Source organism: Arthrobacter glycogeni (assembly GCF_054510815.1).
In genome coordinates this window covers 69388-93379 of sequence record NZ_JBTNDV010000005.1, presented here as the reverse complement: position 1 = coordinate 93379, position 23992 = coordinate 69388, and the positions used below count along the sequence as shown (strand labels likewise).

At 63.5% G+C, this 23992-nt stretch carries 25 protein-coding genes and 1 pseudogene; 12 read left to right on the top strand and 14 right to left on the bottom strand.

Annotation, left to right across the window (positions count from 1 at the left end; all coding sequences use genetic code 11):
* Window positions 1-264: 264 nt before the first annotated feature.
* Window positions 265-1299, top strand: coding sequence for a LacI family DNA-binding transcriptional regulator (locus tag ACX80G_RS07170; protein ID WP_459306798.1), 1035 nt, complete (start codon window positions 265-267; stop codon window positions 1297-1299).
* Here ACX80G_RS07170 and ACX80G_RS07165 read toward each other — a convergent pair.
* Both ACX80G_RS07165 and ACX80G_RS07160 read right to left on the bottom strand, forming a co-directional pair.
* Window positions 1229-2764, bottom strand: a complete 1536-nt coding sequence (locus tag ACX80G_RS07165) for an aromatic amino acid lyase (RefSeq protein ID WP_459306796.1) — start codon at window positions 2762-2764, stop codon at window positions 1229-1231. The two genes, ACX80G_RS07170 and ACX80G_RS07165, sit on opposite strands and share 71 nt — an antisense overlap.
* Window positions 2765-2769: 5 nt before the next feature.
* Window positions 2770-3795, bottom strand: a complete 1026-nt coding sequence (locus ACX80G_RS07160) for an ornithine cyclodeaminase family protein (protein WP_459306794.1) — start codon at window positions 3793-3795, stop codon at window positions 2770-2772.
* 111 nt (window positions 3796-3906) lie between these two features.
* Here ACX80G_RS07160 and ACX80G_RS07155 point away from each other — a divergent pair, with 111 nt between their 5' ends.
* Complete coding sequence (locus ACX80G_RS07155; protein WP_459306792.1) at window positions 3907-4758, top strand: MurR/RpiR family transcriptional regulator; 852 nt, start codon at window positions 3907-3909, stop codon at window positions 4756-4758.
* A complete protein-coding gene (locus ACX80G_RS07150) occupies window positions 4755-5321 on the top strand; it encodes a HutD/Ves family protein (RefSeq protein WP_459306790.1) in 567 nt (188 codons plus the stop codon). Before ACX80G_RS07155 ends, ACX80G_RS07150 begins: the two co-directional genes overlap by 4 nt.
* Before the next feature lie 114 nt (window positions 5322-5435).
* Here the strand turns inward: ACX80G_RS07150 and ACX80G_RS07145 are convergent, their stop codons facing one another.
* The 4 genes from ACX80G_RS07145 to ACX80G_RS07130 form a co-directional block, all read right to left on the bottom strand.
* Window positions 5436-6386: an NADP-dependent oxidoreductase gene (locus ACX80G_RS07145; RefSeq protein WP_459306788.1), complete on the bottom strand. Its 951-nt coding sequence runs from the start codon at window positions 6384-6386 to the stop codon at window positions 5436-5438.
* Window positions 6387-6425: 39 nt separating this feature from the next.
* Complete coding sequence (locus ACX80G_RS07140; RefSeq protein ID WP_459306787.1) at window positions 6426-6881, bottom strand: DUF6069 family protein; 456 nt, start codon at window positions 6879-6881, stop codon at window positions 6426-6428.
* 82 nt (window positions 6882-6963) lie between these two features.
* Entirely contained in the window at window positions 6964-7395 is a 432-nt protein-coding gene (locus ACX80G_RS07135) for a MarR family winged helix-turn-helix transcriptional regulator (protein ID WP_459306785.1), read from the bottom strand.
* Window positions 7396-7597: 202 nt separating this feature from the next.
* Window positions 7598-8197: a sigma-70 family RNA polymerase sigma factor gene (locus ACX80G_RS07130; protein ID WP_459306783.1), complete on the bottom strand. Its 600-nt coding sequence runs from the start codon at window positions 8195-8197 to the stop codon at window positions 7598-7600.
* Between the two features lie 427 nt (window positions 8198-8624).
* Here ACX80G_RS07130 and ACX80G_RS07125 point away from each other — a divergent pair, with 427 nt between their 5' ends.
* Both ACX80G_RS07125 and ACX80G_RS07120 read left to right on the top strand, forming a co-directional pair.
* On the top strand, window positions 8625-9326 hold the full coding sequence (locus ACX80G_RS07125; protein ID WP_459306782.1) for a GAF and ANTAR domain-containing protein: 702 nt from the start codon (window positions 8625-8627) through the stop codon (window positions 9324-9326).
* Between the two features lie 9 nt (window positions 9327-9335).
* Complete coding sequence (locus tag ACX80G_RS07120; RefSeq protein ID WP_459306780.1) at window positions 9336-10049, top strand: GAF and ANTAR domain-containing protein; 714 nt, start codon at window positions 9336-9338, stop codon at window positions 10047-10049.
* Between the two features lie 2 nt (window positions 10050-10051).
* Here the strand turns inward: ACX80G_RS07120 and ACX80G_RS07115 are convergent, their stop codons facing one another.
* Together ACX80G_RS07115 and ACX80G_RS07110 are read right to left on the bottom strand one after the other, a co-directional pair.
* Window positions 10052-10639: a hypothetical protein gene (locus tag ACX80G_RS07115; protein ID WP_459306778.1), complete on the bottom strand. Its 588-nt coding sequence runs from the start codon at window positions 10637-10639 to the stop codon at window positions 10052-10054.
* A 220-nt stretch (window positions 10640-10859) separates the two neighbouring features.
* Window positions 10860-11456, bottom strand: coding sequence for a GNAT family N-acetyltransferase (locus ACX80G_RS07110; RefSeq protein ID WP_459306776.1), 597 nt, complete (start codon window positions 11454-11456; stop codon window positions 10860-10862).
* Window positions 11457-11612: 156 nt separating this feature from the next.
* Here ACX80G_RS07110 and ACX80G_RS07105 point away from each other — a divergent pair, with 156 nt between their 5' ends.
* Complete coding sequence (locus ACX80G_RS07105; RefSeq protein WP_459306775.1) at window positions 11613-11960, top strand: hypothetical protein; 348 nt, start codon at window positions 11613-11615, stop codon at window positions 11958-11960.
* Window positions 11961-12085: 125 nt separating this feature from the next.
* Here ACX80G_RS07105 and ACX80G_RS07100 read toward each other — a convergent pair whose 3' ends face one another.
* Window positions 12086-12775, bottom strand: a complete 690-nt coding sequence (locus tag ACX80G_RS07100) for a VOC family protein (protein ID WP_459306773.1) — start codon at window positions 12773-12775, stop codon at window positions 12086-12088.
* Between the two features lie 64 nt (window positions 12776-12839).
* On the opposite strand from ACX80G_RS07100, the gene soxR reads away from it, so the two are divergent.
* Window positions 12840-13331, top strand: coding sequence for a redox-sensitive transcriptional activator SoxR (soxR, locus tag ACX80G_RS07095; RefSeq protein WP_459306771.1), 492 nt, complete (start codon window positions 12840-12842; stop codon window positions 13329-13331).
* Here the strand turns inward: soxR and ACX80G_RS07090 are convergent.
* Window positions 13332-15484 (bottom strand): annotated as a pseudogene (locus tag ACX80G_RS07090) (putative bifunctional diguanylate cyclase/phosphodiesterase).
* A gap of 255 nt (window positions 15485-15739) precedes the next feature.
* Here ACX80G_RS07090 and ACX80G_RS07085 point away from each other — a divergent pair.
* The 3 genes from ACX80G_RS07085 to ACX80G_RS07075 all read left to right on the top strand — a co-directional run bounded on the left by ACX80G_RS07085 (window position 15740) and on the right by ACX80G_RS07075 (window position 18660).
* On the top strand, window positions 15740-17188 hold the full coding sequence (locus ACX80G_RS07085) for a glycosyltransferase family 2 protein (protein ID WP_459306769.1): 1449 nt from the start codon (window positions 15740-15742) through the stop codon (window positions 17186-17188).
* Window positions 17185-17412 carry a hypothetical protein gene (locus ACX80G_RS07080; protein ID WP_459306768.1) on the top strand — a complete coding sequence of 76 codons (228 nt, stop codon included), beginning with the start codon at window positions 17185-17187 and terminating at the stop codon, window positions 17410-17412. Before ACX80G_RS07085 ends, ACX80G_RS07080 begins: the two co-directional genes overlap by 4 nt.
* Before the next feature lie 99 nt (window positions 17413-17511).
* A complete protein-coding gene (locus tag ACX80G_RS07075; protein ID WP_459306767.1) occupies window positions 17512-18660 on the top strand; it encodes a winged helix DNA-binding domain-containing protein in 1149 nt (382 codons plus the stop codon).
* 2 nt (window positions 18661-18662) lie between these two features.
* Here the strand turns inward: ACX80G_RS07075 and ACX80G_RS07070 are convergent, their stop codons facing one another.
* A complete protein-coding gene (locus ACX80G_RS07070) occupies window positions 18663-19121 on the bottom strand; it encodes a MarR family winged helix-turn-helix transcriptional regulator (protein WP_459306766.1) in 459 nt (152 codons plus the stop codon).
* A complete protein-coding gene (locus tag ACX80G_RS07065; protein WP_459306764.1) occupies window positions 19121-19768 on the bottom strand; it encodes an NAD(P)-dependent oxidoreductase in 648 nt (215 codons plus the stop codon). Before ACX80G_RS07065 ends, ACX80G_RS07070 begins: the two co-directional genes overlap by 1 nt.
* 201 nt (window positions 19769-19969) lie before the next feature.
* Here ACX80G_RS07065 and ACX80G_RS07060 point away from each other — a divergent pair, with 201 nt between their 5' ends.
* Window positions 19970-20971 (top strand): efflux ABC transporter ATPase subunit, DrrA-related, encoded by a 1002-nt coding sequence (locus ACX80G_RS07060; RefSeq protein WP_459306762.1) that lies wholly within the window; start codon window positions 19970-19972, stop codon window positions 20969-20971.
* Complete coding sequence (locus ACX80G_RS07055) at window positions 20971-21780, top strand: ABC transporter permease (protein WP_459306760.1); 810 nt, start codon at window positions 20971-20973, stop codon at window positions 21778-21780. Before ACX80G_RS07060 ends, ACX80G_RS07055 begins: the two co-directional genes overlap by 1 nt.
* 3 nt (window positions 21781-21783) lie before the next feature.
* On the opposite strand, the gene ACX80G_RS07050 is transcribed toward ACX80G_RS07055, so the two are convergent.
* Together ACX80G_RS07050 and ACX80G_RS07045 are read right to left on the bottom strand one after the other, a co-directional pair.
* Window positions 21784-23130, bottom strand: a complete 1347-nt coding sequence (locus ACX80G_RS07050; RefSeq protein WP_459306758.1) for a sensor histidine kinase — start codon at window positions 23128-23130, stop codon at window positions 21784-21786.
* A gap of 1 nt (window position 23131) precedes the next feature.
* Complete coding sequence (locus tag ACX80G_RS07045) at window positions 23132-23800, bottom strand: response regulator transcription factor (RefSeq protein WP_459306757.1); 669 nt, start codon at window positions 23798-23800, stop codon at window positions 23132-23134.
* Window positions 23801-23992 lie beyond the last annotated feature (192 nt).

Genomic DNA, 23992 nt, shown 5'->3' with positions numbered 1-23992 from the left:
TTCGCTGGCCTTGATCGGCTGGAGACTTGATGTCGAGCAAACTTCGGTGTGAACCGGTTCACTCCATCAATTGAACCGGTTCACACGTCCCCTTGTCAACTTCCCCACCCCATCCGCCAAACCCCCGCCCCACCCCTTTTCCGCCGAGATGCTAGATAAGGCGAGTCAGGAGCGATCTAACGCCTCGGCGGGACACTCGGCGGGACACTCGGCGGAACTCTCGGCGGGGGGCGAGCCAGCCCGCGTCCCACGTATGCTGGTCTGATGACCGGGGCCCAGCGAAAAACACTCCAGGACATCGCAGACGCTGCAGGGTTGTCGAAGGCGGCGACCTCGTATGCGCTGCGGGGGCTGAGGGGTTCGGAAGCCACCCAGGCCAGGGTCCGGGCTCTGGCCGAGGAGCTGGGATATTCGGCCGATCCGATCGCCCGGGCGCTCGCCAGTGGGCGCAGCGGCAACGTAGCCATCGTCGGATCGCTTCGCGACCTGTGGCGCCAGGGCCTGGCGGTGATGCTCTCCGAGGCGCTCCGGGTGCAGGAACTCTCATCGATCATTGCCGACGTCGACGGCTCGCCCCAGCGCGAAGAGGAAGTCCTCCACTCCCTTGCTGCGCAGCGGGTCGACGGAGTCATCGTGCTCCCCGTGGATCCGTCGGCCGGCTACTGGGCGGAGGTGCCGGCCCAGACCCGGATTGTGTCCATCGGGGATGCGCTCACGGCCCGCCCCGAATCGGAAAGCGTCCTCTTCGATAACGAGTATGGCGTCGGCACGGCCCTTCAGCACCTGGCCGACCTGGGACACCGAACAGTCGGGTTGTTGGCGCCAACCATGCCCACGACGCCGGGCCGGCCCGCTGAACTGCTGGCCCGGAGCCTTGGGGAATCAATGGGGGTGAAAGTCACCGTGTCGTCGTCGCCGTCGTCAGTCCACGGTGCTGCCCACGCCGCGGCCCGGCTACTCGAAGGCACGGACCGGCCCACGGCACTGTTCTGTCTGGGCGACTCGATCGCCTTCGGTGCCTACCGCGCGGCCCGGGGCCTTGGGCTCACGGTCCCCGAGGACCTGTCGATCCTTGGGTTCGACGACAGCGAGTTGGCCTCACTGGTCAGCCCGGAGTTGACCACCTTCGGCTGGGACGAGCAGGCAATTGTCGACGCCGCGGTCAGCGCGCTCACGTCCCCGGAAGGCACCGGGACTGCCAGCGGCCAGGTGATGTTCCGCCCGGTGTTCATTGCGCGGGCGTCGACAGCTCGTCCGTCGACACCCAACGCCCCCAACCACTCGCCAGCAGGCCGTTGAGCACAGTGATGTCCTTGCCGTAGGCGCGGTCATCGGTACCTTCGGGCAGGAGGGCCGAGGCATCGTCCACCAGGGTTTCGAGGCGCGGATCAATGCGCTCCAGCGGGCGATCCGCCAACCGCACGCCCTGGATGACCGTCAGGAGTTCACACGCCAGCACGTCGCGCAGCCCAGTTGCGGAGTGGCAGCACGCCTCGGCCGCTTCAGCGGAGAAGCTTTGCACGTCCTCCTGGCCGAAGGAGGTCTCAATCGCCCCGACGCTTGAGGGCCGGGCGACCGCCACCAGTTCGTGGATGACGCCGACCGCGCGTTTGTGGACGGCCACCATCCCGGCGTGCAGGCCGGGTTGGCCGGACAGCTGCCGGGGGAGCCCGGTGAATTTCTCATCCAGGAGGCGGTGCACGCGGGCAGCCGAGGTTTCGGCCACGTGCGTCATGGAGAGCCGCAGTCCGTCCAGGGTCGCGGCAAGGTCAAACCCGTCGAAGCCGGCGGTCCCGATGAACCGCCCGTCCAGGTAGGCCGGTGAATCGGTCACACCATTCAGTGCGCGTTCGACGGCGTCCTCCACCGACGCGATGGACCGCAGCAGTTGGGCGACAGCCGTTCCCAGCACCCTGAACGAGAGGGGTGACTGAAGGGTGCGCGGCCGCGGATCGGGTCCGGACAACCGGCGGATGGCCCCCAGTACAGTGCCCAGCCCGACGTCGGCCCGCGCCAGAGCGGGATCAAACGGATCGCGGCTGGCTCCCACGAGGGAGACCTCCGCAGCGGTGAGGGCGACCGCCTGAGCGGCGAGCAGGCGGGCATCGGCGGCACGGAGAATGGCGAGCGCCGTGGTGACGGGGATTCCCTCGATCAGAGCGACCCCTTCCTTGGTCCCAAAGGAGTAAGGATCCATGTCTGCCGCCCTGAGCACTGCTGCAGCGTCCACAGCCGACCCGTCTGCAAGGAACTCGCCGGATCCCGTCAACGCCCCACCCAGATGGGCGAGCGGGATGATCTCCCCGGCAGCACCAATCCGGGTGCGGGGAATGGCCGGCAACATGTCGGCGCTGAGCAGTTCAGCTAACCTGACGCACAAGTTCTCCGATACCCCGGCGTCGCCGGAGAGGAAGGTCCGCAGCCGCACCGCGAGGACTGCCCGGGTTTCCGGTTCAGTCAGCCAGGGCGCTGATCCCACGGCACGGCCCAACATCAGGTTGTTCTGGTGCCGGGATTGAGCCGCATTGTCGAGACGAACCTCGCTGGCAGCGCCCATCCCGGTGTTGACGCCGTAGACCGGATCGCCGTCGGTCAACAGATGGAGTACCTCGCGGCGTCGGGCGGAGATGCGGTCCAGCAGGGTTTGTTCAAGTCGCAGGGGCCGGCCGCCGGCAATATCCGCGATGGCGTCGGCGTCGAGCTGTTCAGCCTGTGAGATCCGCAGCACCGGGAGGAGCAGGGCGGGGCTTGTGGTGGTGTGCACGGTGATTACCGGTACCTCAGCATGGTTCCGGTGTCGGACTGTTCAGCCTTGGTCAGAATCAGGTGTGCCACCGCCACGTCAAGGATGGACAGCCCGCGGTGCCAGAACAGGATCCGTTCGTCGTCGGATTCGCGTCCCGGTTTCTGCCCGCTGACAATTTCCCCGAGCTGCGCGTAGAGAGTTTCGGGCGACAGTCGACCGGTATCAACATGCGGGCGCAGGGCGCCGAACCGTCCCGATTGCGCCTCACGCCAGTCATCGACCACCACCTTGTCCATCACGTCGAGCAGGTCGAGTTCGACGGCGCTCACTGTCCCGTAGGGGACCACGAAGGCGCCGGGCTTGACCGCCGCGGTCCGCAGCAGGGGGGTGGGTTCGTTGAGGCGGGATGCCTCCACCAGGATGTCGGCGTCGTCGAAGGCCTCCTCGGCGGTGCCCACGACGCGCACCGGAGTGCTGATCTCGGCGCGCAACTGCTCGGCGAAAGCTTCACGGGACTCCTCGCGTTTGCTGGTTACCCGGATCTCGTCGAAGTCGAACATGCTGTCCAGCATGGTGACGTTGGAGAACGCCGTACCGCGGGCGCCCACGTGCCCCAGAATTTTCGAGTCCTTCCGGGCCAGGTGCTTGGCGCCGACGGCGGTCATGGCGCCGGTGCGCACCTCGGTCACCAGTGTGGCGTCCATGACGCAGAGCGGCACCCCGGTGGTCGGGTCGTACAGGGTGGCCATGGCAAGTTCGCTGGGGAGTCCCTGCAGGTAGTTGGGGACAAAGTCGCCCACGACCTTGACGCCGCTGATGCCGTGGGCTCCCAGGTTGGAGACGTGCCCGCGCAGGACGTTGAAGTGACCTATTCCGCCGTTGCTGGGCATCAGGTGCATGCGGGGTTCGAAGACCGTCTCGCCCCTGCCATGGGAGGCGACGACGTCGTCCACTGCCCGGATGATCTCGGGGCGAGTGAGTTCAAGAGAATCGATATCCGGACCGGAGAGAAACCTTAACCAGATTTCGCGGTGACTCTGCTGTGACATTCGAACCTCCGAATATGAATTGTTTCATGCACGTAGCTTGACTGTGTATCATGCTATTCATGGTGAGCGGTATCACCAAACGATGACGTCACCGAAACCGGGGGACTGACCATGCTGAGCGACCAATCATCTGCTGACCGCGCGCACGACTGGCTGGTCGACCTGGCCCATCGTCATCGGGTGTCACCCACCCAGCGCCGCGTCATCCAGTACATGCTCTCCTCCCTGCCAGATGTTGCGTTCGCCTCAACCATCGACGTCGCCGAGGCGGCCGGGGTCAGCCAGCCCACCGTCACCCGACTGGCCACAGCGCTGGGCTATCCCGGCTACCCCGAGTTCCGCAGTGCCATCCGCGATGTGGTGCGGGGAAAGTCGGCTCCGCTGAACGGTGCAAAGGTTGAGCGACCCACCATCCTCGAATTCGAGCAGCAGAACATCGGCGCGCTGGAACGAACAGTCGCCAGTGAGCAGATGCAGAAGGCCATTGACCTGCTCGCCGCCACCCAGCCGCTCGGGATCATCGGGCTACGGGTTTCGGCCGCGCTCGCCGAGTACCTGGGCTATTTCGCCCGCCGGGTGCTGCCCGACGTTCATGTGCTCTCCGACGCAGCCTCCATGGACGACGCCATCCTCCAACTGCACCGCAACGGCGCCACCGCCGTCCTGGCCTTCGTGATGCCCCGGTACCCTGCGGCAACGGTCCGCGCGCTGGCGCAGGCCCGGGCGCTGGGCATGGCGACGGTAGCCGTCGTCGACAGCCCGCTGGTCCCGTTTGCCAACGACGTCGACGCCCTGCTGGTCGCGCCGGTTGGCACCGATCTGGTGTTCGACTCCCACGCGGCAGCCGTTGTCCTCTCTATCTCGCTGTTGGACGCCCTCGCTGCCCGCGATCCGCACCGCACTCAGGAGCTGCTCGAAGCCCATGAGGAGCTGGTCGAGCGGTGGGCCCACACCCAGCGATGAGCGCCATTCTGCTTCCCGCGTCGGCGCACCGGCGCGTGCCGTGGCGGAACGGCGGCGGCCACACCACCGAGCTGGCAATACGGCCCGACGACGGCGCCGCCACCCGTGGCAGCGGTCCATTTGACTGGCGGCTCAGTATCGCCACGGTCGACAGCGACGGCGGATTCTCGACGTTCCCCGGCGTGGATCGTTCCCTGATGGCGCTGTCGCCCCACGGCCTGCGACTGGTTGATGACGGAAACCCGGTGAACCTGCGCCAGCATGAGGTACACCGGTTTGCCGGCGAGCACCAGGTCGCGGCGGTGGGCGTGACCGTTCCGACGCTCGACCTGAACCTGATGACCCGACGCACTGCGTTCTCCGGTGGACTTCAGTATCGTGAGCTGACTTCGGGGCAGATCATCGAGACCGAGCTGGGCGTCGTCGTCGTCGTTCTCTTGTCGGGGGAGCTTAGGTTCAGCGACACGCGGCTGGAACCGCATGATGCAGTGCTGATTGAGAACGGAGTGGCTGAGTTCACCGGTCACGCTAAGGTAGCCATCGCCTCGGTCTCGCCCCGCTAGTAGCTGGTTCGGTGCGGCGCTCACCGGATGAGGCGGACGTGGATTGGGAGATCGAGACTCTTCCATGCCTCCCCTAGGTCGTCGAGCAGCTCGCCAACACCGAGCGACAGACGCCTAAAGAATGAGCACGGTCTTTCCCCGGACGTTGCCACTCATGGCATGTCGATAGGCGTCGGCGACTTGGTCGAGTGGGAACGACCGGTCCAGGGGGACCCTTATTCGTCCCGTTTCGATGAGGGTGCTGAGATACGCCAGATCCTGGTTGGGGGGTCTCGTTGTCACGACGGTGAATCTTTGGGTCCGCCGGTGAGCGGACGCCGGGTTCAGCATCCGAAGTGTGTCGACGGCGATTGGTCTAGTGGATACGAGCATGCCCTGAGGCGTCAGTATTGGCCGAACCGTTCGGTAGTGGAACGAGCCGGGAACGTCCAGCACAACGTCATATCGAAGTCCGCGACCGAGAAGGTCTGTCTCGTGCCGGTCCAGGACGGTATCCGCGCCGAGGTTGTGGAGGTAGCGTTGGCGGTTGTTGCTGGTAATGGCGGTTACGTGAGCGCCGAAGTTCTTGGCCAGTTGTACCGCGAACGAGCCAATTCCCCCCGCCGCTCCGTTGACCAGCACCTTCATCCCCTCGCGCCGGTGGATTCCCGCTCGACCTCGTAGTGCCTGGAGTGCAGTAAGCCCGGCGAGAGGAAGCGCCGCAGCGTCGCCGTCTGTCATGAAGTCCGGTACCCGTGCGGCGCTGCGTTGCGGGACGAGAACCAGCTGGCCTTGGCCGCCACCGCGGTGGCCCAGCAGCGCCATTACCCTGTCGCCCGGTGTAAAGGCGGTCACCGCTTCGCCGCAGGCCGCCACCACGCCCGAGATGTCGAAACCGGGCCTCGCCTTCCGGCTCAGCCAGGCCATGAGCGAACCGCTGCGGACGAGCCCCAGGTCGCTACCGTTGATGCTTGATGCTGCCACCCTGACCAGAATTTGTGACCCGGCCGGTACGGATGGTTCAACGACGTCGTCGACCGTGGGCTCAATGCTTCCACTCACGGTTTTGAAAGTCACGGCACGCATCCCCTTAGCGTAGGGCGGCCGAACCCGATCCGCCAGGATTTACCCGGGGTTGAGGTCTGCGGCGGATCGGGCAGCGTGACCCCGGCCTGTTTGTCGTGTGGCGCCGTAGTTCGCCACGGCTCGTGGCAGGCCGACGACGAGCGTCGCCCCGACCAGGACGTGCATCAGCATCAGTACCGCTTTGGTTGCAGTGCTGGCTTCGGCGGTCAGCGGGCCAGCCATGGACAGGACCAGCACGACGACGGCGACGATCATCCAGATTCGTTTTCCGTTGCGAAGGTAGCGCTGCAGCAGCAGCAAAAGGCCCCACGCCACCAGTCCGGAGAGAACCGAAGCCATCACGACAGAGATGGGGGTGATGTCCATGGGTGGCATGCCACCCATCGCGACAGTGAGCGCGACGTCAGCAATCGGGCCAGCTATGAGCCAGACGATAAGTGCTGCCACCGCGGCCAGGAGTATCCAGCCGAGGGGCTGGAGGATGTGGGATTTCATGACGTTCTCCTTTGCCATGTTTTCGTTAGGTGCCTAACAAACATCATGTTAGGCACCTAAACACTTCGGCACAAGAGGGTCTTTAGGCCTGCCTCAGACTATTGGCGAGATCGTTCAAGGTCGCGATCAGATTCTGAAGCTCGGTGTGTTCGAGACCGGCAACAGTTTCGTCGGCCAACTCCTGCCACAGCCGCTCTAGGTCAGCGATTACTGCTTCGCCTGTGGGTGTGAGTTCGACGATCATTGCTCGGCGGTCAGCGGAGGAGGGCGACCGGGTAACCAGCCCGTTTGCTTCCATCTTCTTGACAGCGGAAGTAATGGTCGGTGGCTCACAGCAGGCCGCCGTGGAAAGCTGAGACTGCGTTCGAGGACCTTTTGCGAACAACTCTTTCAGCAGCATCTCCTGCCCCAGAGAGAGGCCTATTTCGGCCAGCTTGGCGCCCGCCAGGGATCGGTGGCGCATGCCGATCGTGCGGATGGCAGCGTTTATGACTGCAGCTTGCTCTGGATCCACTAATACTCCCTGATTGCGGCGTGCGCGGTGATTGATTAGACAGGTAACTATATCCTGCAACGCTACGACACCGGGTCTCGCTCCGCGGTTCTAACTTGCCTCCGAATTCGGATCTGCGCGCCCGCTCCTGCCCGGACCGGTCCGCACGGCGTCCCACTGCCCAAGACTTTTCGCCGTCACCAGAATACGCGGGCAGGGCCCTTCACGGCACGTCCAAGGCTGTCTTGAGGAGGCGTAGCCCGTCGCATATTCGGGACTTCACGGTGAGCTCCGAAACGCCGAGGAGTTCGGCGGTCTCCCGATAGGTGAACCCACCCCAGTAGGCGAGGTTCATTGCTTCGCGCTGCGGGTCGGTTAAGGCTGCTTGCTGGGACAGAAAGTTCTCAGTCCCAATCCGGTCGGTGGCGGCTTCAGTAGCCTTCTCGTGTTTGATGATCCTCGAGACTGCGGTCCAACGGGCAGCCTTCCCGGCGGAACTGTGATCGGAGCGCGCCCGTTCAACGGCCCGGCGGTGGGTGATGGCGGTCAGCCACGCCAGCGGACTGCCCCGGGAAGGGTCGAAGCGGGCAGCTGTCAGCCATACCTCGACATAGACGTCCTGGACGGTTTCATTGCTTCGTACCTGGTCGAGGATCACACGTCGCACCAACCCCTGGATACGCCCGGAGGTGTGGCCGTAAAGCCGGGTAAAGGCCTCCCGATCGCCCTGTCCCGTCCACAGCAACAAGTCCTCAAGACCGTCAGTACCTGCGATCACCGGGGTGCGAATGGCTTGGTTTCGGGCGCTGAATGGATCATGCACGAGAGCCCGTTGTCCCTACGGTCCACGCAGATCGTATTCTGTCGAACCGCGAAGACCAAGCGTCTAGCTCCGGAACGGTGTCTCCAGGTAGATTCCGCCCGCTCCGGAGTTGTCGCTGCTGACTGGCAAGCAAAGTCATATTCGTCTCCCCTTTTGCGCGTGCTGTCTCAATGAGGCCATGCCGGGGTTCTGGGCAAGTACTGCCAATGTAATACTAAGCACCCTGATTGTCCATCATGACCCCATGAGCCAAGCCGACCTGATGCTGGCTTGGCTATGAAGGGCTGGGGCGGGGGCCTGCGGACCAGACGAGGCTGCACGGGTCTATGGTTGTCTCAAAGGGTAAGGGTTTGCAACGACGCGAAGGGTCGGAGATTGGAAGCTATGACCAGTACCCTGACTTCCTGTTCGGACCTCCGGTGGTGCCATGTCTGAGTGGTTCCCTGATGCTGCTCCCGGAGAGGCGCAACTATGCGATCCATTTCTTGAGTTGCTGCCGGTGACGGGGGCTTCGGTATCAGTATTTGGCGGAACAATGCAGGAGACGCTGCTTTGTGCCAGTGATTCGGTGGCAGCCCGGCTCGATGAGCTGCAATTTGACTTGGGCGAGGGGCCCCGCTGGGTGGCCCTTCGCACCCGACTTCCGGTCCTGCTGCCCGACCTACAGTCCGCGGATCATCATTCTTGGCCGGTGTTTGGGAAGGCCGTCGCCGCGACGGGGGCGGCGGCACTTTTCGTTTTTCCGTTGGCTGTGGGGGCGATCGACATCGGGGTGGTCGAACTCTACAGGGCATCACCCTGGGAGCTGAGCCGTGAGGATCAAGGCACTGCCTCGGTTCTTGCGGGGCGGACGTCGTGGACGGTGTTGCGTCAACTGCTGAATCTTGGTGCCGTCAGCGGTGAGGAGGCACCGCAGGGAGGCTCGACGCCGTCCCGGCGGGAGATTCATCAGGCCACGGGCATGGTCCTTGCCCAGGCATCGCTGACCGCAGTTGAAGCGTTACTGCTACTGCGGGCGCACGCGTTTGCCAACGGGCGCACACTGGCGGAGATTTCCCGGGATGTTGTCGCCAGGGAGCTGAATTTTTCCCCACCCGATGAAGGGAACGACCGGCGTGTGCTGCAGTAAACTGGGTGGATGGTGACTACATCGCGCGCGGAACGGGTCAGTGCCGCGTTTGTGCGACTCACAGACACACTCGTCGCCGGTTACGATGTGCTGGATCTCTTCCACACGCTAGTGGAGGAGACGGTTAGTCTGCTTGACGCCGCTGCTGTCGGACTGCTGTTGGCCGATCCCCAGGGAGAGTTACAGGTGGTGGCCTCCACCAGTGAGGAAAGTCAGCTGGTTGAGATACTGCAGCTCCAGGCCGGAGAAGGGCCGTGCGTTGAATGCTTCGAAACAGGCGTTGCTGTTGCCATTGACAACATCGACGCCCTGGAGGGGCGCTGGCCAGGATTTCAGGCGGCGGCGCTAAGCCAGGGATTCCACTCCGTGCATGCGGTCCCCCTGCGGGTTCACGGTCGAACGATAGGCGCAATGGGCCTATTTGGTCACGACATCGGAGCAATGACCGCGGAAGATTCGTCCATTGGACAGGCGCTGGCAGATGTCGCGACCATTAGCCTGCTCCAGGAGCGCACCATCCGCGAAAGCTCACTGGTCAACGAGCAGCTACAGCGTGCGCTGAACAATCGCATCCTGGTTGAGCAGGCGAAGGGGGTCATCTCCCACCTGGGCGATGTGGACATGAGCGAGGCCTTCAGCCGACTTCGCGGATACGCCCGTTCGAACAGAGTCAGCCTGCACGAAACCGCAAGCAGGATCGTCGACCGATCGCTCACGTTGTAGCGCTAGTGGGCTTCCGCGTCTCTGCGGTCGAGTTCTTCAGTAACCTCGTCCAGCCGTGCGCTTGTTTCCGGATTCGGCTCCAGATCGCGGAGGTATTCCGTGTCCAGCTGACGGTGGGTTCGGCTATTGAGTACCTCAACCTCAGTCTGATCCAACGCGGTAAGATCCGCAGGGAAAGGTTCGTCGGGCGCGAGCCAGGTCCACGGCCCCGTGCGCACCTGTTTCTGCCGGTCGACTTCGCTGGACAGGGGGTTGGTGGCGGAGCCGTCGCTCATCATGGTGGTCACGGGCGAGCCCGGCTCGATGACCATCCATGTGGGGTAGTTCCCGAGCCTACTCACAGCCTGGCTTTCCACGGTCTTTGCCTCGCTGAGATCCACTGTGATACTAAGATCGGAGGCCAGGTAACTGGTACGGGCGACCATCCGGATCAGCTCGTCGCAGTTCGACCGGGAGAGTGATCCGCGCACAACCACTGTTGCGTATCCCAGATCGGGATTCACCTGGATCAGAGTGTTTAGCCGCAATTCCGGGGTGGAGTACCTTACTTGTTGCTGTCTGGCCTGCTGGCTGGCGTCCACTGCAATCATCCCCTCATTCTTAGACGTCCACATAGTCCATGCGGCTTTGCCGGGGTCCGGGGCAAGCTCAACAGTAGCCCGCAAGAGACAATCAGTCCACTATCGGCCGTTATTCTTGGCCGGTGAATGGATCATGCCGGACAGCTCTCTGATCGGTCCCGCCAGGCTCTATCGATCAATACATTGGAGGTCTTATTGTCCGCCTCTGTAGTGATCGTCATCCGGGCGGTCACGTGAGGAGACCGTGGAGCTTTTCTGTCAGTGACAGTTTCACGGTCGGCCACTCGCTCTCAATGATCGAGAACACCACAATGTCGCGCATGGTCCCGTCACGCCACAGGTCGTGGTTACGCAGCACTCCGTCCTGCTTTGCTCCGAGCGCGGCGACGGCCCGGCGGGACCGCTGGTTGTGCCAGTGGGTGCGGAATTCCACGGCAATGCAGTCGAGTGCTTCGAAGGCGCGGGTGAGCTGCAATAACTTCACCTCGGTGTTGAGTCCGGTTCCTTGAGCGCTGGGAGCGATCCAGGTAGACCCGATTTCCAGCCGCCGGTGGTCGGGGCGGAGATTGAGGAAGGTCGTCATCCCTACAGCCTTGCCATCGCTTGCCCTGCGGATCGTCCACGGGACTATCCGGCGGGCGGCGTGTTTGGCCAGCCGGTTCTCGATTTCGGCGCCCATCTCTTCCGGAGAGGGCAACCGGGTGTACCAGACCGTGTACAGGTCGTTCTCGGCAACCGCGTCAGCCAATTCCGCGGCGTGTTCCGGCAAGAGCGGTTCCAAAGTGGTCAGGGAGCCGATGAGCGGAGGGATCGAAACGAAGGTCATCCCGCCAGCCTACAAAACGATCGTGCCTGCAGAAGGCGAAGCGTTGCCTGCCCCGGGGTGTTCAGCAGGAATAGCGGTTGCTACAGTCCTTGATTGGCGGTCCTACTATTCGAGTATCCAACCCGCTGCTGACGGCGATTAGTTTAGTCTGGGCCTATGATTCCTTCGACTTGGACCGCCTATCACCGCGAGGACGACGGCGAGCTTCTCGGCTACCTTGTTGTTGACGGCTCCCTGCACACTCCGGTCACGTTTTTCGGCTATCGACTTGCCGACGCCGCAGACGAGTTCGACGCTAGCCAGGTGCTTCAGGGTGTCGGTCTGAGCTACTTAGCCGATACGTGGCGGCTCTCGCTGAAGGACCGCAAGGAGCCGATCAACGTACAGATCGTCGAAGCCAGTCCTGAACGGCTCCGAGTCAAAAGCATCGATTACGGCTATGCAGAAAACTACGGGACTATCTTCGAGCTACCGGTGCCAGAGACCGGGCGGCTGACAAGGTAACCCGGCCTTCTCACCTGTTTTCATGGCATTGCTCCAAGAATCGGCCGTCTTCGGCGAACTCAAATATTTCAGGAAGAACCTGCTGCTCAGACCATCATCGAGAAGGCTCGACTGCGGTTCGATAATTAGACAGTCTCCTTGAGCCGTGCGGTGGAGTGAATGATGGTTCCGGGAGTCGGTTCCAGGGATCCGGCCGATCCGCCCTCGATGTGCAGCACGAGGCGTCTGGTCCCGCTCGGCGTCGCGGTGGGGAACCAATGCCGGCCACGATTCACCAGGATAAGCAGGCCCTCGAGATCTCCGACCGGTTGGAACGTGGGTGCCCCGCTGCCGTAGGCATCCAGGCCGAGAACCCGTTTAGCGCATGCCGCGCTCTCGGGAACGTCGTCGACGGCGATGCCGACTTCGCTGGCGCATCGGACGTGCTCGGGGCGGAAGGGCCCACCCTGGTCATCGTGGATATCTCTGCGGATGATGAACTCAAGGATGTTGCCGTCCGGGTCCGGGAAGTAGAGGGAATGGGCGTTCCAGTGCGGCGACGTTTCGAATTCATCCCGCCCATCGGCGTCGAGAAGCAGCGGAGCACGCTGGGCTGTCCATTCCTTGGCGCTGTCGAACAGGAGGCGCGGGATGGTGAAGGCGAGATGCTGCTTGCCTCGATCACTAGGCCCCTGTTTGAGGAGGATTATCGACGAGCCGGCCCGAATGGTGAGGGTGCAGCCCTCCCGTGCCGTCGGAAGGCCGAGAAGGGAGCCATAGAACTTTTCTGCCCGGGTGAGGTCTTCTGTTTCAAATTCGACTGAGATTATTCGCATGTTCTTTACCCAACAAGCTCAAGTGGACTTGAGGTCAAGTCGGCTTCGATGGCATTCTTGGGCGATGCCTACGATTGAACCCGACGAGCTCCTTTCCATCGGTTTCATCGCGCGCCGGTCCGGGGTGAGTGTCTCGGCTTTGCGGTATTACGAGGAGCGTCGCCTCATTCGCGCGGCCAGATCGGACATCGGCCGGCGCGTGTTTCCGCGCCACACGCTGCGCCGCCTGGCCGTGGTTGCTGCCGGGCGACGGATCGGACTCTCGTTGGAACAGATCATGTCGACTCTCAGCGCCGTTCCGGTCGATCGCGCCCCAACTCAGCGCGAGTGGACTGGGATCAGCACCCGTTGGGCTGAGCTGGTGGCGGCTCGTATCAGCGAATTGCAGGCGCTCCAGGGCGATCTCGGCGGGTGTATTGGTTGTGGTTGCCTTTCGTTGGGTCGTTGTACGTTGTTCAATCCCGGCGACGTGGCAGCGGTCGAAGGCCCGGGTTCCCGCTGGGTAAGATCGGCCGCGATACGGTCAGCCGGTCGCACGGGCCATAGCGCCAGCTGATTAGGGAAGCCGGGATCCGACGATCTTCCCGTGATGCTGGGTGCCTTTCGCCAGAGCGGGCGCGTCCTGGTCAGCGAGGTGGCGGTGAAGGTCGGACGCTGTCATCGGTCGGTTGAGGAGGAAGCCCTGGACAGCGTCGCAGCCGAGTTCGCGTAGCTGGTCAAGTTGAGCCGGGGTTTCTACTCCTTCCGCGACGACCTGAAGACCCATTCCGTGAGCCATGTCCACGATGGCTTTGAGGATGAGATCTTTGGGCCCGGCGTCGATAAGCACGTCGATGAAGGTTTTGTCGATCTTCAAGGTGGTGAAGGGCAGGTTGCGTAGTCTGCCGACTGAGGAGTGCCCGGTACCGAAGTCGTCCACCGCCAGCTTCACGCCGAGGGCACGTAGCTCCCGCAACTAGACTGCGATGGCAGCGTCGGGTCCGGCGAGTATGCTCTCGGTGAGCTCTAGGGTGAGGCGGCTAGCAGATAGCCCTGATACCTCAAGGACATGCCTGACGACGTCGACGAAGCCGGGTGTGGTGAGTTGGCGGACGGACAGATTCACGGAGACAGCCAAGTCACCCGAAGCGGAGGGCACCTGAGAGATCTGGCAGCAGGCTTCGGCAAGTACCCAGGCGCCAATGGGGACGATCAACCCGTTCTTTTCGGCGATGGGGATGAAGTCAACGGGTGAAATCGGGCCGAGGGTGGGTGGTGCCAGCGCAGCAGCGCTTCGGCCGCTATGGTCCGGCCCGTAACAAGATCGCAGATCGGCTGGTAATTGAGGGTCAACTGACCGGTTTCAGGAGCAACGTGCAGGTCCGCCTCCAGCTGCACCCGTGCGGTGAGCATTTGGTGCATACCGGCCCGGAAGCTTTGCCATTGGGCTTTGCCGGCTGTTTTGGCCGCGTACATCGCCAGGTCGGCGTTGCGGAGCAGATCCTCGGGACCGACGGGGTGTTCTCCACCGGCTTCGGCAAGCCCGATACTGGCGCAGGGGATGATGCGTTGGCCACTGATGTCAACCGGTTTACCGAGTGTTTCCACGATCCGTCGGGCGAGTACCTCACCCTGCGCGGTAGACGTTTGCTCGGCGAGGATCGCGAACTCGTCCCCACCGAGCCTTGCCACGGTGTCGCCGGTCCGAACAATGGTGCCGAGCCGTTCGGCGATCTCACAGAGCAGTTGGTCTCCGGCTTTGTGTCCGAGGGTGTCGTTGACATATCTGAAGTCATCGATATCAATCATCAACAAGATGGTGGTGGCATCGGTCCGTTCGGCCTGAACCAAGGCAAGCCCGACCCGATCCATCAGCAACGCCCGGTTCGCTATTCCCGTTAGCGGGTCGTGGAAGGCCCGATGCTCCATTTCCATGGCCTGACGGGCTAGCGCGTCCCTGGTCTCGCGCAACCGCCGGTCCGCGGTCTTGGCCGCGGTGATGTCACGCCCAACATACGCCAGCCGCAGCACTGCTCCGGCTTCATCCCTGACAGGTGAGATCGCCAGCGACATCTCCACTGGCATCCCGTCGGCCCGAAGCCGGACTGTCTCCATTTGTTCGATCCGCCGTCCCGCGGACACCTCAGCCAGAATGTACTCAAACTCGGCAGATAAGTCTGCCGGAATGAGCCGGACAAATGATTTACCGATCATCTCAGCCGCCGTGTAACCATAGATCCGCTCGGCGCCCGCGTTCCAGGTCCGCACAGTACCGTCCAATTCAGTGCTAAAAATCGCGTCGGACGACGCCGTGACGATCGCGGCGAGCTGCCCGGACAACTCGGACGCTGCTGCCCGTTCGCTGACATCGCGCACGAACGCATACATCGACATCCCATCAGGATCCTCTTGCGCCCAGATTGTCAGATCAATGGGGAACTCACGGCCCAGCCGGTGCTGAGCAGTAACCTGGACCGGTCGCCCGACCAGCCGCGCTTCGCTCGTATCCACGAACCGGTGCAACCCTGCATCATGTGCTGCCCGGTCCTGTTCGCGGATGATCAGTTTGCTGACCGTCTGGCCAATGGCTTCGTCCTTGGTGCTGCCGAAAAGTCTCTCCGCCGCGTGATTCCAATCGGTCACCACCCCGAGAGCATTCATTCCAACGAAACCATCAGCGGCGGTGTCGACCAGCCGCTGCGCTCGCTGGTCAGCTTTCAGCAGCTTCATCTCCGAACCATCGGGCATTTCTTACTCTCTCAACTCGGGACCACGCGGGCCTGCCCGAGCTGGTGAGCGCGTCGTGGGCTGCCGAATCGAGCCCCGTGTGGACACCATCCTCGCCTGAGTCTATCGGCACCCAAACCCAGGCTGTTAGAGGTACCACTGCGGTTCCGCGCAAGCTGATGCGATAACGCCGGACCGCGTGCGTGTCCTTGTCGCCAGGTTCTGGTCGGGCGACCGGTCGACTGATACCGTTTTTGCATGGGGAGCAACCGGTTTCAGCGTTGGGTTGGCATTGTTATTGCGGTCTTGGCCGGTGGTGCCGCCGCGCTGCTGTGGTTTGCAGTTGCCAGTGGTGACCCTGAAGTCCGTGATGAACCCTCCGAGGGTATCGTCCTGGGATTCTGGCGTGTCCTCTACGATGCCGAAGCGCCTGCGCTACGCGTGATCCTGACGGCAGTGGCTATGGCCCTCTTGCTCGCTATCGGGGTCGCCTTGCTCGAACGGCGAATCTCTTCGAGGTCACGACGCTCAGATGACGCCGCAGCCGCTCCGCTGGCACCGAAGATTGTGATGGCAGCTACTCGCGGAGTGTATGCGGGTCCGGTCACGGTGACTGTCCTGATCCCCGCTCACAACGAGGAAATCTCCTTGCCATCGACCATCGCCTCGCTCCTCGCCCAGTCCCACCCGCCAGACCGTGTCATCGTCGTGGCCGACAACTGCACCGATTCAACTCCCGACATCGCCCGCAACGCAGGCGTCGAGCTATTCCTCTCAGTGGACAACGAGCACAAGAAGGCTGGCGCGCTGAACCAGGTGCTGGCACAACTCCTGCCGGGCCAGAAGGACAACGACGTCGTCATGGTGATGGATGCTGATACCAGGCTCGACGACGGTTTCATCGAGGCAGCCATCGCGCGGTTCACCAATGACAGGGCCCTGATGGCTATCGGTGGCCTTTTCTACGGCGAGGATGGTCACGGTCTGCTAGGGCAGTTCCAACGCAACGAGTACATCCGGTACGGGCGCGAGATTCGCCGACGGCGGGGCCGTGTGTTCGTACTGACCGGCACCGCTTCGATGTTCCGTCCCGTCGCCCTTCGCACCGTGGCAGGGAGCCGGGGCCAGTCGATCCCGGGTGCGCCCGGCATGGTGTATGACACGGCCGCGTTGACTGAGGACAACGAACTGACAATCGCGCTGAAGTCTCTCGGCGCCCAGATGGTGTCACCCGCGCAATGCACTGTGGTCACCGAGCTGATGCCCAGCTGGCGGACCCTGTGGGCCCAGCGGCTACGGTGGCAGCGCGGCGCGCTGGAGAACCTAGGCGCATACGGTCTGAGGTCACAGACCATGCGGTACTGGGCACAACAACTCGGTATCGGCTACGGGGTCATTGCCCTCAGCTCCTATCTCCTGCTGATCCTGCTGGCGCTATTGTCACTGGAGAACTGGATCTGGTTCCCCTTCTGGCTGGGACTCGGGGCGCTCTTCATGGTTGAGCGGGTTGTCACGGTCTGGAAGGGCGGGTGGCGGGCGCGGATCCTCGCGGCGACCCTGTTTCCCGAATTGCTGTTCGATACGGTCCTGAACCTTGTCTACGTGAAGGGGATCCTGGATATCGCCGTCGGCAGGCAGGCGGCCTGGAAACATGTCACCCACGAAACCCCCGAACCTCACAACCAGTCCCTGGAGGTCGGTCGATGATCAAGACGGCTGTTGTCGAGTTGCCCACCGGGATTTTGTTGCCCGAATCAATTGTGCACACCGAGGTGTTCGCGGTTCTTGCCGCCTTTGTCGCCATCAATACGGTGATGTATGCGGCGCTGGCCGCCTCGAAGGTATTGCCGAAGGTCTACCCCTCAGACTGGGTGCGGGGGCGCAATCGCCGTTCGGAGACGCGCAGCATTCACCCGGAGGGTGCGTCTTGAAGAAGCGCCTGATGTGGGCCGCTGCGGAGCGTCAACCGCGAGGATAGTTCGATCCCACGCTGACAGGCCATCCCAGCAGTAGACAGGAGGACGGGCGGAATGAGTAACACGGTAGACCGGGAACGGCTGCTCCAGTTACGTCTTTCCGCCCAGTTGATCCGGAACGACGACGGCGCCCGGCCACCGGTTCGCGACGTCGTCGGGCGGCTGCTGGCGATGCAGGCGCAGGACTTCAACCAGGCCCTGTGGGCTGTCGGTCTACGGTCGCCAGGCTTAACCCGGGGCGATGTCCTTGCGGCGCTCGAACGCGGCGACGTCGTGCGGTCGTGGCCCATGCGCGGCACGCTGCACTTTGTGCTGCCGGCCGATCTACGCTGGTTTCTCAGTCTCACCACAGACCGTCTGCTTGCCGGCGCTGCTGCCCGACGCCGGGAGTTGGGGCTTGACCAGGTGACGCTCGAGCGAGCACGCGCTGTCGCCCGGACGGTGCTGGCCGGCGGCGGACAATTGGGCCGCAACGAGTTCCTCTCCGCGCTCAATGTGGCGGGCATCGACACAGCCAGCCAACGCGGCTACCACCTGATCTGGTATCTCGCACAGACCGGCACTCTCTGCTGGGGTCCACCCGCCGGCACCCAGCAGGCGCTGGTGTTACTCGACGAGTGGGCGCCATCCGGCGCCGAGCCGGACCGAGAGGAAGCGCTCGGCCGTTTCGTCCTCGGGTACTTCACCGGGCACGGTCCGGCCACACTCCGGGATTTTGTCTGGTGGTCCAAGCTGACGGTCGCCGACGCGAAAGTTGGATTGGCACTGGCCCGCAGCCACCTGACAGAGCTGATCTGTGACGACATCACCTATTGGGTGGAAACGGCGCGCTCCGAGGACCTACCGCGGACGGCGGGCCTGAACCTCCTGCCGGCGTTCGACGAGTATGTGATCGGCTATCAGGATCGTTCACCGGTGCTCGCACCTGAGTACGCGCAGCGCATAGTCCCCGGCGGCAACGGGGTGTTCAGGCCCACCGTGGTGACGAACGGCCGCGTCACCGGGACCTGGCGTAGCTCTGCGGGCCGGTCCGGCGGCCCAGTCGCCGATTCGTTCGAGCCAATGACGAGGAGGAATGAGCGAGAGTTACTCAGGGCGGGACGTTCATACGAGAGGTTTACCGCTGCACCTAACGCCAGTTCTCCCCCGCGAGGGGGTCTGGAGACATACCCGGCAGAGGCGAGGCCCGCACAGGAGCGTTGACCTCACGGGGTCCCGGGTCCAGCCGCTGGTCGGACAAGGCGCAGGAGCCGCCCAAGTTCGCGGACCTCGGCCGCCGACAGCGCATCGAAGCGGGGGGCGAGCGCTTCCTGGTAGCCACGCTGGAAGTCATCAACCTCGTCCCGCGCCCGGTCGGTGAGGGTGACGATCCGGGCGCGCGCGTCTGCCTGATCAACCTCCACCCGGACAAGTCCTGCCCGTTTGAGCGCCTCGACGGTCTGGCTGACGGCACCGCTGGTGACATTCAGGGCGGCAGCCAGACCTCCAATTCCTAGCCCTTCAGAACGGGATAGTTGATACAGCAGGTTCATCTGCGCCCGGCCAAGCCGACGTTCCCGGAACGGGTAGGTGCCTCCCGCGGCGAAGTCACGAGTCAGCGACCCGATAGCGTCGATCGCCTGAGCAAGGTGTTTGTCCCGATCCGATGCCGTCCCACCCGCCATCAGCGACTGACCAGGGGAAGCTGATGCAGGTAAGTCTCGTCAGTAACCTGGCGCACAATGAATTCAGCCAGATCCGCTCGCCCTATCGATGTGCTGGCATTGACACCCACCCATCCCACGCGATACCGGCCAGAATACGGTTGGTCAAGCAGCCGCGGACCGCGCACCACAACCCAGTCCAGGCCGCTCTCCTGCAGGACAATCAGGTGCTCCTTGGCATCCCTGAGAACCTTTGGTGCAAGTAGTTTCAGCAGGGTGCGGATGATGTGGTCAGGCATTTTGGGGCGGTCGTGCCCAGGGTCGGGAAGTCCGCCGCCGGAAAGCGACACGATACGGCGCACCCCGTGCCCGGCCATGGCCGCGGTGATGTTGCGAATTCCATCGGTCTGAAGAAAGGCGGGGGAGCCCTTCACCTGCCCAAAGACGCTGATCACGGCGTCCGAACCGTCAATCACCCGCGCCACCGCCTTGGCATCCAACACATCGCCCTCGATGACGGTGAGCCGCGAATTGGTCTGCGGAATCGATAATCCCGACCGCGCCAACGCGCGCACCGCGTAACCGGCAGCAAGCGCCTGCTCAATCACCAAGCGGCCTGTCCTACCCGAACCGCCAAATACCGCGAGTGTCGCCACTGTCTTGTCCATTCTCGGTCCTGCCCTTCCACTAGATGGGTTAGCTACTAAACTAAATGCATTAGGAGCTAAATTAAACCATGTGCGAACCAGGAGACACGGCGCCAAATCGGCGGGTCTTGCCTCGGTTTAACCCGACTCCTATTCTTAGGTACCCGACAGACCGCAATCCTCGGACGCGGCCCTATCGGTCCGTCCCGGAAAGAGGCTGGCATGGCAACAAGTGAAATAGCGATTAGCGCCGAAGCTGTAGTACGACGCTTCGCCGATGTGGTCGCCGTCGACGGCGTCAGCCTCGCGGTGAGACGGGGCGAAATCTATGGGTTTCTCGGACCGAATGGGGCAGGCAAATCGACGCTTACACGTGTCCTGTGCACCTTGTTGAAACCCTCAGCGGGTCGCGCGACGGTAGCTGGATACGATGTGGAGTCCCAACCCGGGCAGGTGCGGTTGCGCGCCGGTGTCGCCCTGCAGGAAGCAGCCCTGGACGATATGCAGACCGGGGCCGAAATGCTGGCTCTTCAGGGGCGCTTTTACGGGCTGTCCGACAAAGCAACGAAAGCCCGGGTCGGCCAGTTGACCGAACTGGTGGATATCGGGGAGGCGCTCAATCGCAGAATAGGCACCTACTCGGGCGGAATGAAGCGCCGGCTGGACCTTGCTTTGGCGCTCGTTCACGATCCCGAAGTGCTCTTCCTCGACGAGCCGACCACAGGCCTTGACCCGGTCAGCCGGGCCAAAGTGTGGCAGGAGGTACGAAGGCTCAACGAAGAGCTGGGAGTGACGGTCTTCCTCACCACCCAGTACCTCGAGGAGGCGGACGAACTCGCCGATCGGGTCGGCATCATCAATAGGGGCACACTGGTTGCCGAAGGTACGCCAACCGAGCTCAAACGCACGATCGGTACGGATGTGGTCACTGTCAGCATTGCCGGTCAACCGTTGAAAGCGCGGCGGGCACTGGAAACCCTTGATCTGGTCGAACGCATCGAAGTAAATGAGACAACCCTGACGCTCAGCGTGTCCGACGGACCCTCAGCGATCAGCCCCATCGCGGTGGCGCTGGCTCAAGTGAACGAGGTTGAGGTTCTCGAACTGTCCCTGCGTAGGCCCTCACTCGACGACGTCTTCCTGTCCGTGACCGGCGAGCACATCACCACCTCGACCTCGCCCGCCGTCGGCGCCTCAGTTCCACCACAATCACGGGAGTCCTAATGGCAACATCGACCACATCGACGCGAGCCTCCCGGATCGAACCCAAAAGTGCTGGATTCATCCGTGACCTCACCTCCGTGGCGGGGCGGGCGCTCCGTGCGATACCGCGGGAACCAGCAGCGGTGATCCCCGCCCTCCTGATCCCGCTCTTCTTCTTCATCGTGAACATCGGCGCCCTGGAACCGGTAGCGCAGGCCACCGGAGTCGAGGACTTCCGAGCCTTCCAGCTGCCCGTGGCCATCGTCTTCGCGGTAACCGGGGTGTCACGGGCAAGCGGACTGGTGACTGACATCAGCAGCGGCTACTTCGACAGACTCCTCCTCACCCCGATGCGCCGTTCGGCGCTCCTTCTGGGCCTGATGGTCGCCGATCTTGTGCTGGTCATGGCCCTGTGCGTGCCGGTCCTCATCCTCGGGGTCATCGTCGGCGTCAACTTCGCCACCGGCCTGCTCGGGGTGATCGGATTCGTGGTTATCGCCGGCCTCTGGGGCCTGGCTTTCACCGGGTTCCCCTACGCTATCGCGCTACGCACCGGCAGCCCGGCGGCGGTCAACTCATCATTCCTACTGTTCTTCCCGTTCGCGTTCCTCACCACCGCGTTCCTGCCCAAAGAGGCCCTGACCGGTTGGCTTGCGACAATCGCTGACTACAATCCGATCACCTACCTCCTCGCCTCCCTCAGGTCGTTGCTCACCGACGGGTGGATCTGGGCGGACCTCTGGCCGGGACTCACGGCAATTCTCGTGGTCGGTGCCACGAGCTTCGCGCTGGCCTTTGCCGCCCTCAGGGGACGCGTCTCACGCGGGTGATTCTCAGCGTTCCTCTGAGTTCTGCAGGGAGGGAAGGCGGACGGCGAACCGTACTCCCGGCCCCGGAGCCAGGTTCTGTGCGGTCACTGACCCGCCGTGATCGGCGACCACTGCGCGGACGATGGCGAGGCCCAGACCCACGCCTGCTGCCGCGGGGGTGCGGGCGTCGTCGAGGCGGACAAAGCGGTCAAAGACTCGCTCAGCATCCTCCGGCGGGATACCAGGACCGGCGTCGGTAATCTCCAGCACGAAGTCGTCAGCTTCCGTCGTCAGCGCCACACGGATCGGCGAAGCCCCGTGCGCCGCCGCGTTCTCCAGGAGATTGCGCACCATCCGGGCCAGCCGTGCGGGCCGGCCAAGAACCCGCGCCGCTCCGACGGCACGGGTCTGCACCGACACCGTGGGATGTGCCACGCGTAGCGCAGCCACTTCGCGGAAGACGATGTCATCCAAGTCGACCACCTCGGCACCCGGAGCGGCCTGCGGGTCGCCGCTTGCCGCCAAGGCCAGCAGATCGTCGACCAGCCGCTCAAGTGCGATGAGGTCGCCATGCCGGTTGGTGCGTTCGGTGTCCTCGTCGGTGAGTTCCGGGTGGGCGATCTGCACGTCGAGGTTCGCACGCATCCTGGCGATGGGGCTGCGAAGTTCATGGGATGCGTCCGCAACGAACTGCTGCTGCTGCTTCGCGGCCCGCTCGACCCGGTCGAGCATGCCATTCATGGTGGCCGCCAACCGGGCGATTTCATCGCCGGTGCGCGGGTCGGGGACCCGCCGGGACAGCGTCTCCGACCCGATACCCGCCACCTCGCGTCTGATGGAATCCACCGGCTCCAGCACACGCCCGACGAGCAGCCACACCCCTGCTCCGAGCAGGGCGGCGGTGAGTGGCACGCTCACGAGGAGCCCCACCGAGAGGGTATCCACGCTTTCGTTGACGTCGTCCATCGAGGTGGCGGTGTGGACCACGACGTCGCCTGGCTGCTCGGATCGCACCCGGTAGGGCTCGCCGTCGTTGGGCGCAATTACCGTGGTGAAGACTGCCGCATCCACCGCGGGCGCGACCAGGCGGATTCCTCCCGTGCCACGCGCTGTGGCGGCAATCACGGTCCCTGCAGGATTGAGAATCACCGCGAAGGAGTCCTCATCGCCGGCCGGCGGCAACACTGTCGGGGAGGCGGCGGACTGGGCCTGCGCGAGTACCGTCGCTGCACGCACGGTGAGCGTCTCGTCAACCGATTCGGTGAGCACCACGCGCTGCGCCGTGATCAGGGCCCATCCGGCGAGTGCAAGTACCGCCAGCACCAGGACAGTTACGACGGCGGTCGTTCGGCCGCGGATGCCGGCGAGCACGTCAGCCCTCCTCGATTCGATAGCCTGCGCCCCGCAGGGTCGTGATCCGCGCCGTTGAACTGTGCGTCTCCAGCTTTCGCCGCAAGCGGCCGATGTAGACCTCGACAATGTTCGGATCTCCGTCGAAGAAGTCCGTCCAGACTCCTTCGATGATCTGGTGCCTGGACAGGGACTCACCGGCGTGACGGATCAGGTAGTGCAGCACCTCGAACTCACGGGAAGTGAAGGGCACCTCCCGGTCCCCGACGTGCGCCCGTCGGGTCCGCGCGTCGACGGACAGATTGCCGACCGATTCCGGCGTCGGTGCGCGGGTTCCCCGCCTGAGCAGGGCATGCAGCCGGGCCACGAGTACCACGAAGGAGAATGGTTTGACCAGATAGTCGTCTGCTCCGGTGTCCAGCGCCTCCGATTCGTCGAGTTCACCGTCTTTGGCGGTGAGCATGAGGATCGGTGTCCAGCATCCCGCGCGCCGCAACTCGCGGCACACCACGAACCCGTTCATGCCGGGGAGCATAATGTCGAGGACAATCGCGTCGAAGGAACCCTCGGTTGCCCGCCACAGGCCACCGGGGCCGTCGTGTTCCGTTTCGACCAGGAAACCTTCGGCGGTCAACCCACGCGCGACGATCGACGCCAGTTGGATGTCGTCATCGACGATGAGCACCTTCACCTTCCGGGCTCCCTCCTGCCGATACCGACCATGATAGATCCGCAACGCCGGCGGCGCAGCGCATCGCCACCTTAAATTTGGTGGCCTGACGGCAGCCTGAACTTCCGGTTGTCGTGGTTCAGGAACGGGTCAGCACCCCGGACCCACTATGGAAGTCGGACCGGCCGTTTCGCCGGAGATTGGAGCAGACCA

Coding starts and splice junctions, on each gene's coding strand:
- ACX80G_RS07115 (WP_459306778.1), bottom strand. CDS start 10,639: ATGATTGCAGTGGACGCCAGCCAGCAGGCCAGACAGCAACAAGTAAGG.
- ACX80G_RS07145 (WP_459306788.1), bottom strand. CDS start 6,386: ATGCGTGCCGTGACTTTCAAAACCGTGAGTGGAAGCATTGAGCCCACG.
- ACX80G_RS07150 (WP_459306790.1), top strand. CDS start 4,755: ATGAGCGCCATTCTGCTTCCCGCGTCGGCGCACCGGCGCGTGCCGTGG.
- ACX80G_RS07170 (WP_459306798.1), top strand. CDS start 265: ATGACCGGGGCCCAGCGAAAAACACTCCAGGACATCGCAGACGCTGCA.
- ACX80G_RS07155 (WP_459306792.1), top strand. CDS start 3,907: ATGCTGAGCGACCAATCATCTGCTGACCGCGCGCACGACTGGCTGGTC.
- ACX80G_RS07055 (WP_459306760.1), top strand. CDS start 20,971: ATGGCAACATCGACCACATCGACGCGAGCCTCCCGGATCGAACCCAAA.
- ACX80G_RS07105 (WP_459306775.1), top strand. CDS start 11,613: ATGATTCCTTCGACTTGGACCGCCTATCACCGCGAGGACGACGGCGAG.
- ACX80G_RS07140 (WP_459306787.1), bottom strand. CDS start 6,881: ATGAAATCCCACATCCTCCAGCCCCTCGGCTGGATACTCCTGGCCGCG.
- ACX80G_RS07125 (WP_459306782.1), top strand. CDS start 8,625: ATGTCTGAGTGGTTCCCTGATGCTGCTCCCGGAGAGGCGCAACTATGC.
- ACX80G_RS07085 (WP_459306769.1), top strand. CDS start 15,740: ATGGGGAGCAACCGGTTTCAGCGTTGGGTTGGCATTGTTATTGCGGTC.
- ACX80G_RS07060 (WP_459306762.1), top strand. CDS start 19,970: ATGGCAACAAGTGAAATAGCGATTAGCGCCGAAGCTGTAGTACGACGC.
- ACX80G_RS07100 (WP_459306773.1), bottom strand. CDS start 12,775: ATGCGAATAATCTCAGTCGAATTTGAAACAGAAGACCTCACCCGGGCA.
- ACX80G_RS07070 (WP_459306766.1), bottom strand. CDS start 19,121: ATGGCGGGTGGGACGGCATCGGATCGGGACAAACACCTTGCTCAGGCG.
- ACX80G_RS07065 (WP_459306764.1), bottom strand. CDS start 19,768: ATGGACAAGACAGTGGCGACACTCGCGGTATTTGGCGGTTCGGGTAGG.
- ACX80G_RS07080 (WP_459306768.1), top strand. CDS start 17,185: ATGATCAAGACGGCTGTTGTCGAGTTGCCCACCGGGATTTTGTTGCCC.
- ACX80G_RS07075 (WP_459306767.1), top strand. CDS start 17,512: ATGAGTAACACGGTAGACCGGGAACGGCTGCTCCAGTTACGTCTTTCC.
- ACX80G_RS07110 (WP_459306776.1), bottom strand. CDS start 11,456: ATGACCTTCGTTTCGATCCCTCCGCTCATCGGCTCCCTGACCACTTTG.
- ACX80G_RS07160 (WP_459306794.1), bottom strand. CDS start 3,795: ATGTCACAGCAGAGTCACCGCGAAATCTGGTTAAGGTTTCTCTCCGGT.
- soxR (WP_459306771.1), top strand. CDS start 12,840: ATGCCTACGATTGAACCCGACGAGCTCCTTTCCATCGGTTTCATCGCG.
- ACX80G_RS07120 (WP_459306780.1), top strand. CDS start 9,336: ATGGTGACTACATCGCGCGCGGAACGGGTCAGTGCCGCGTTTGTGCGA.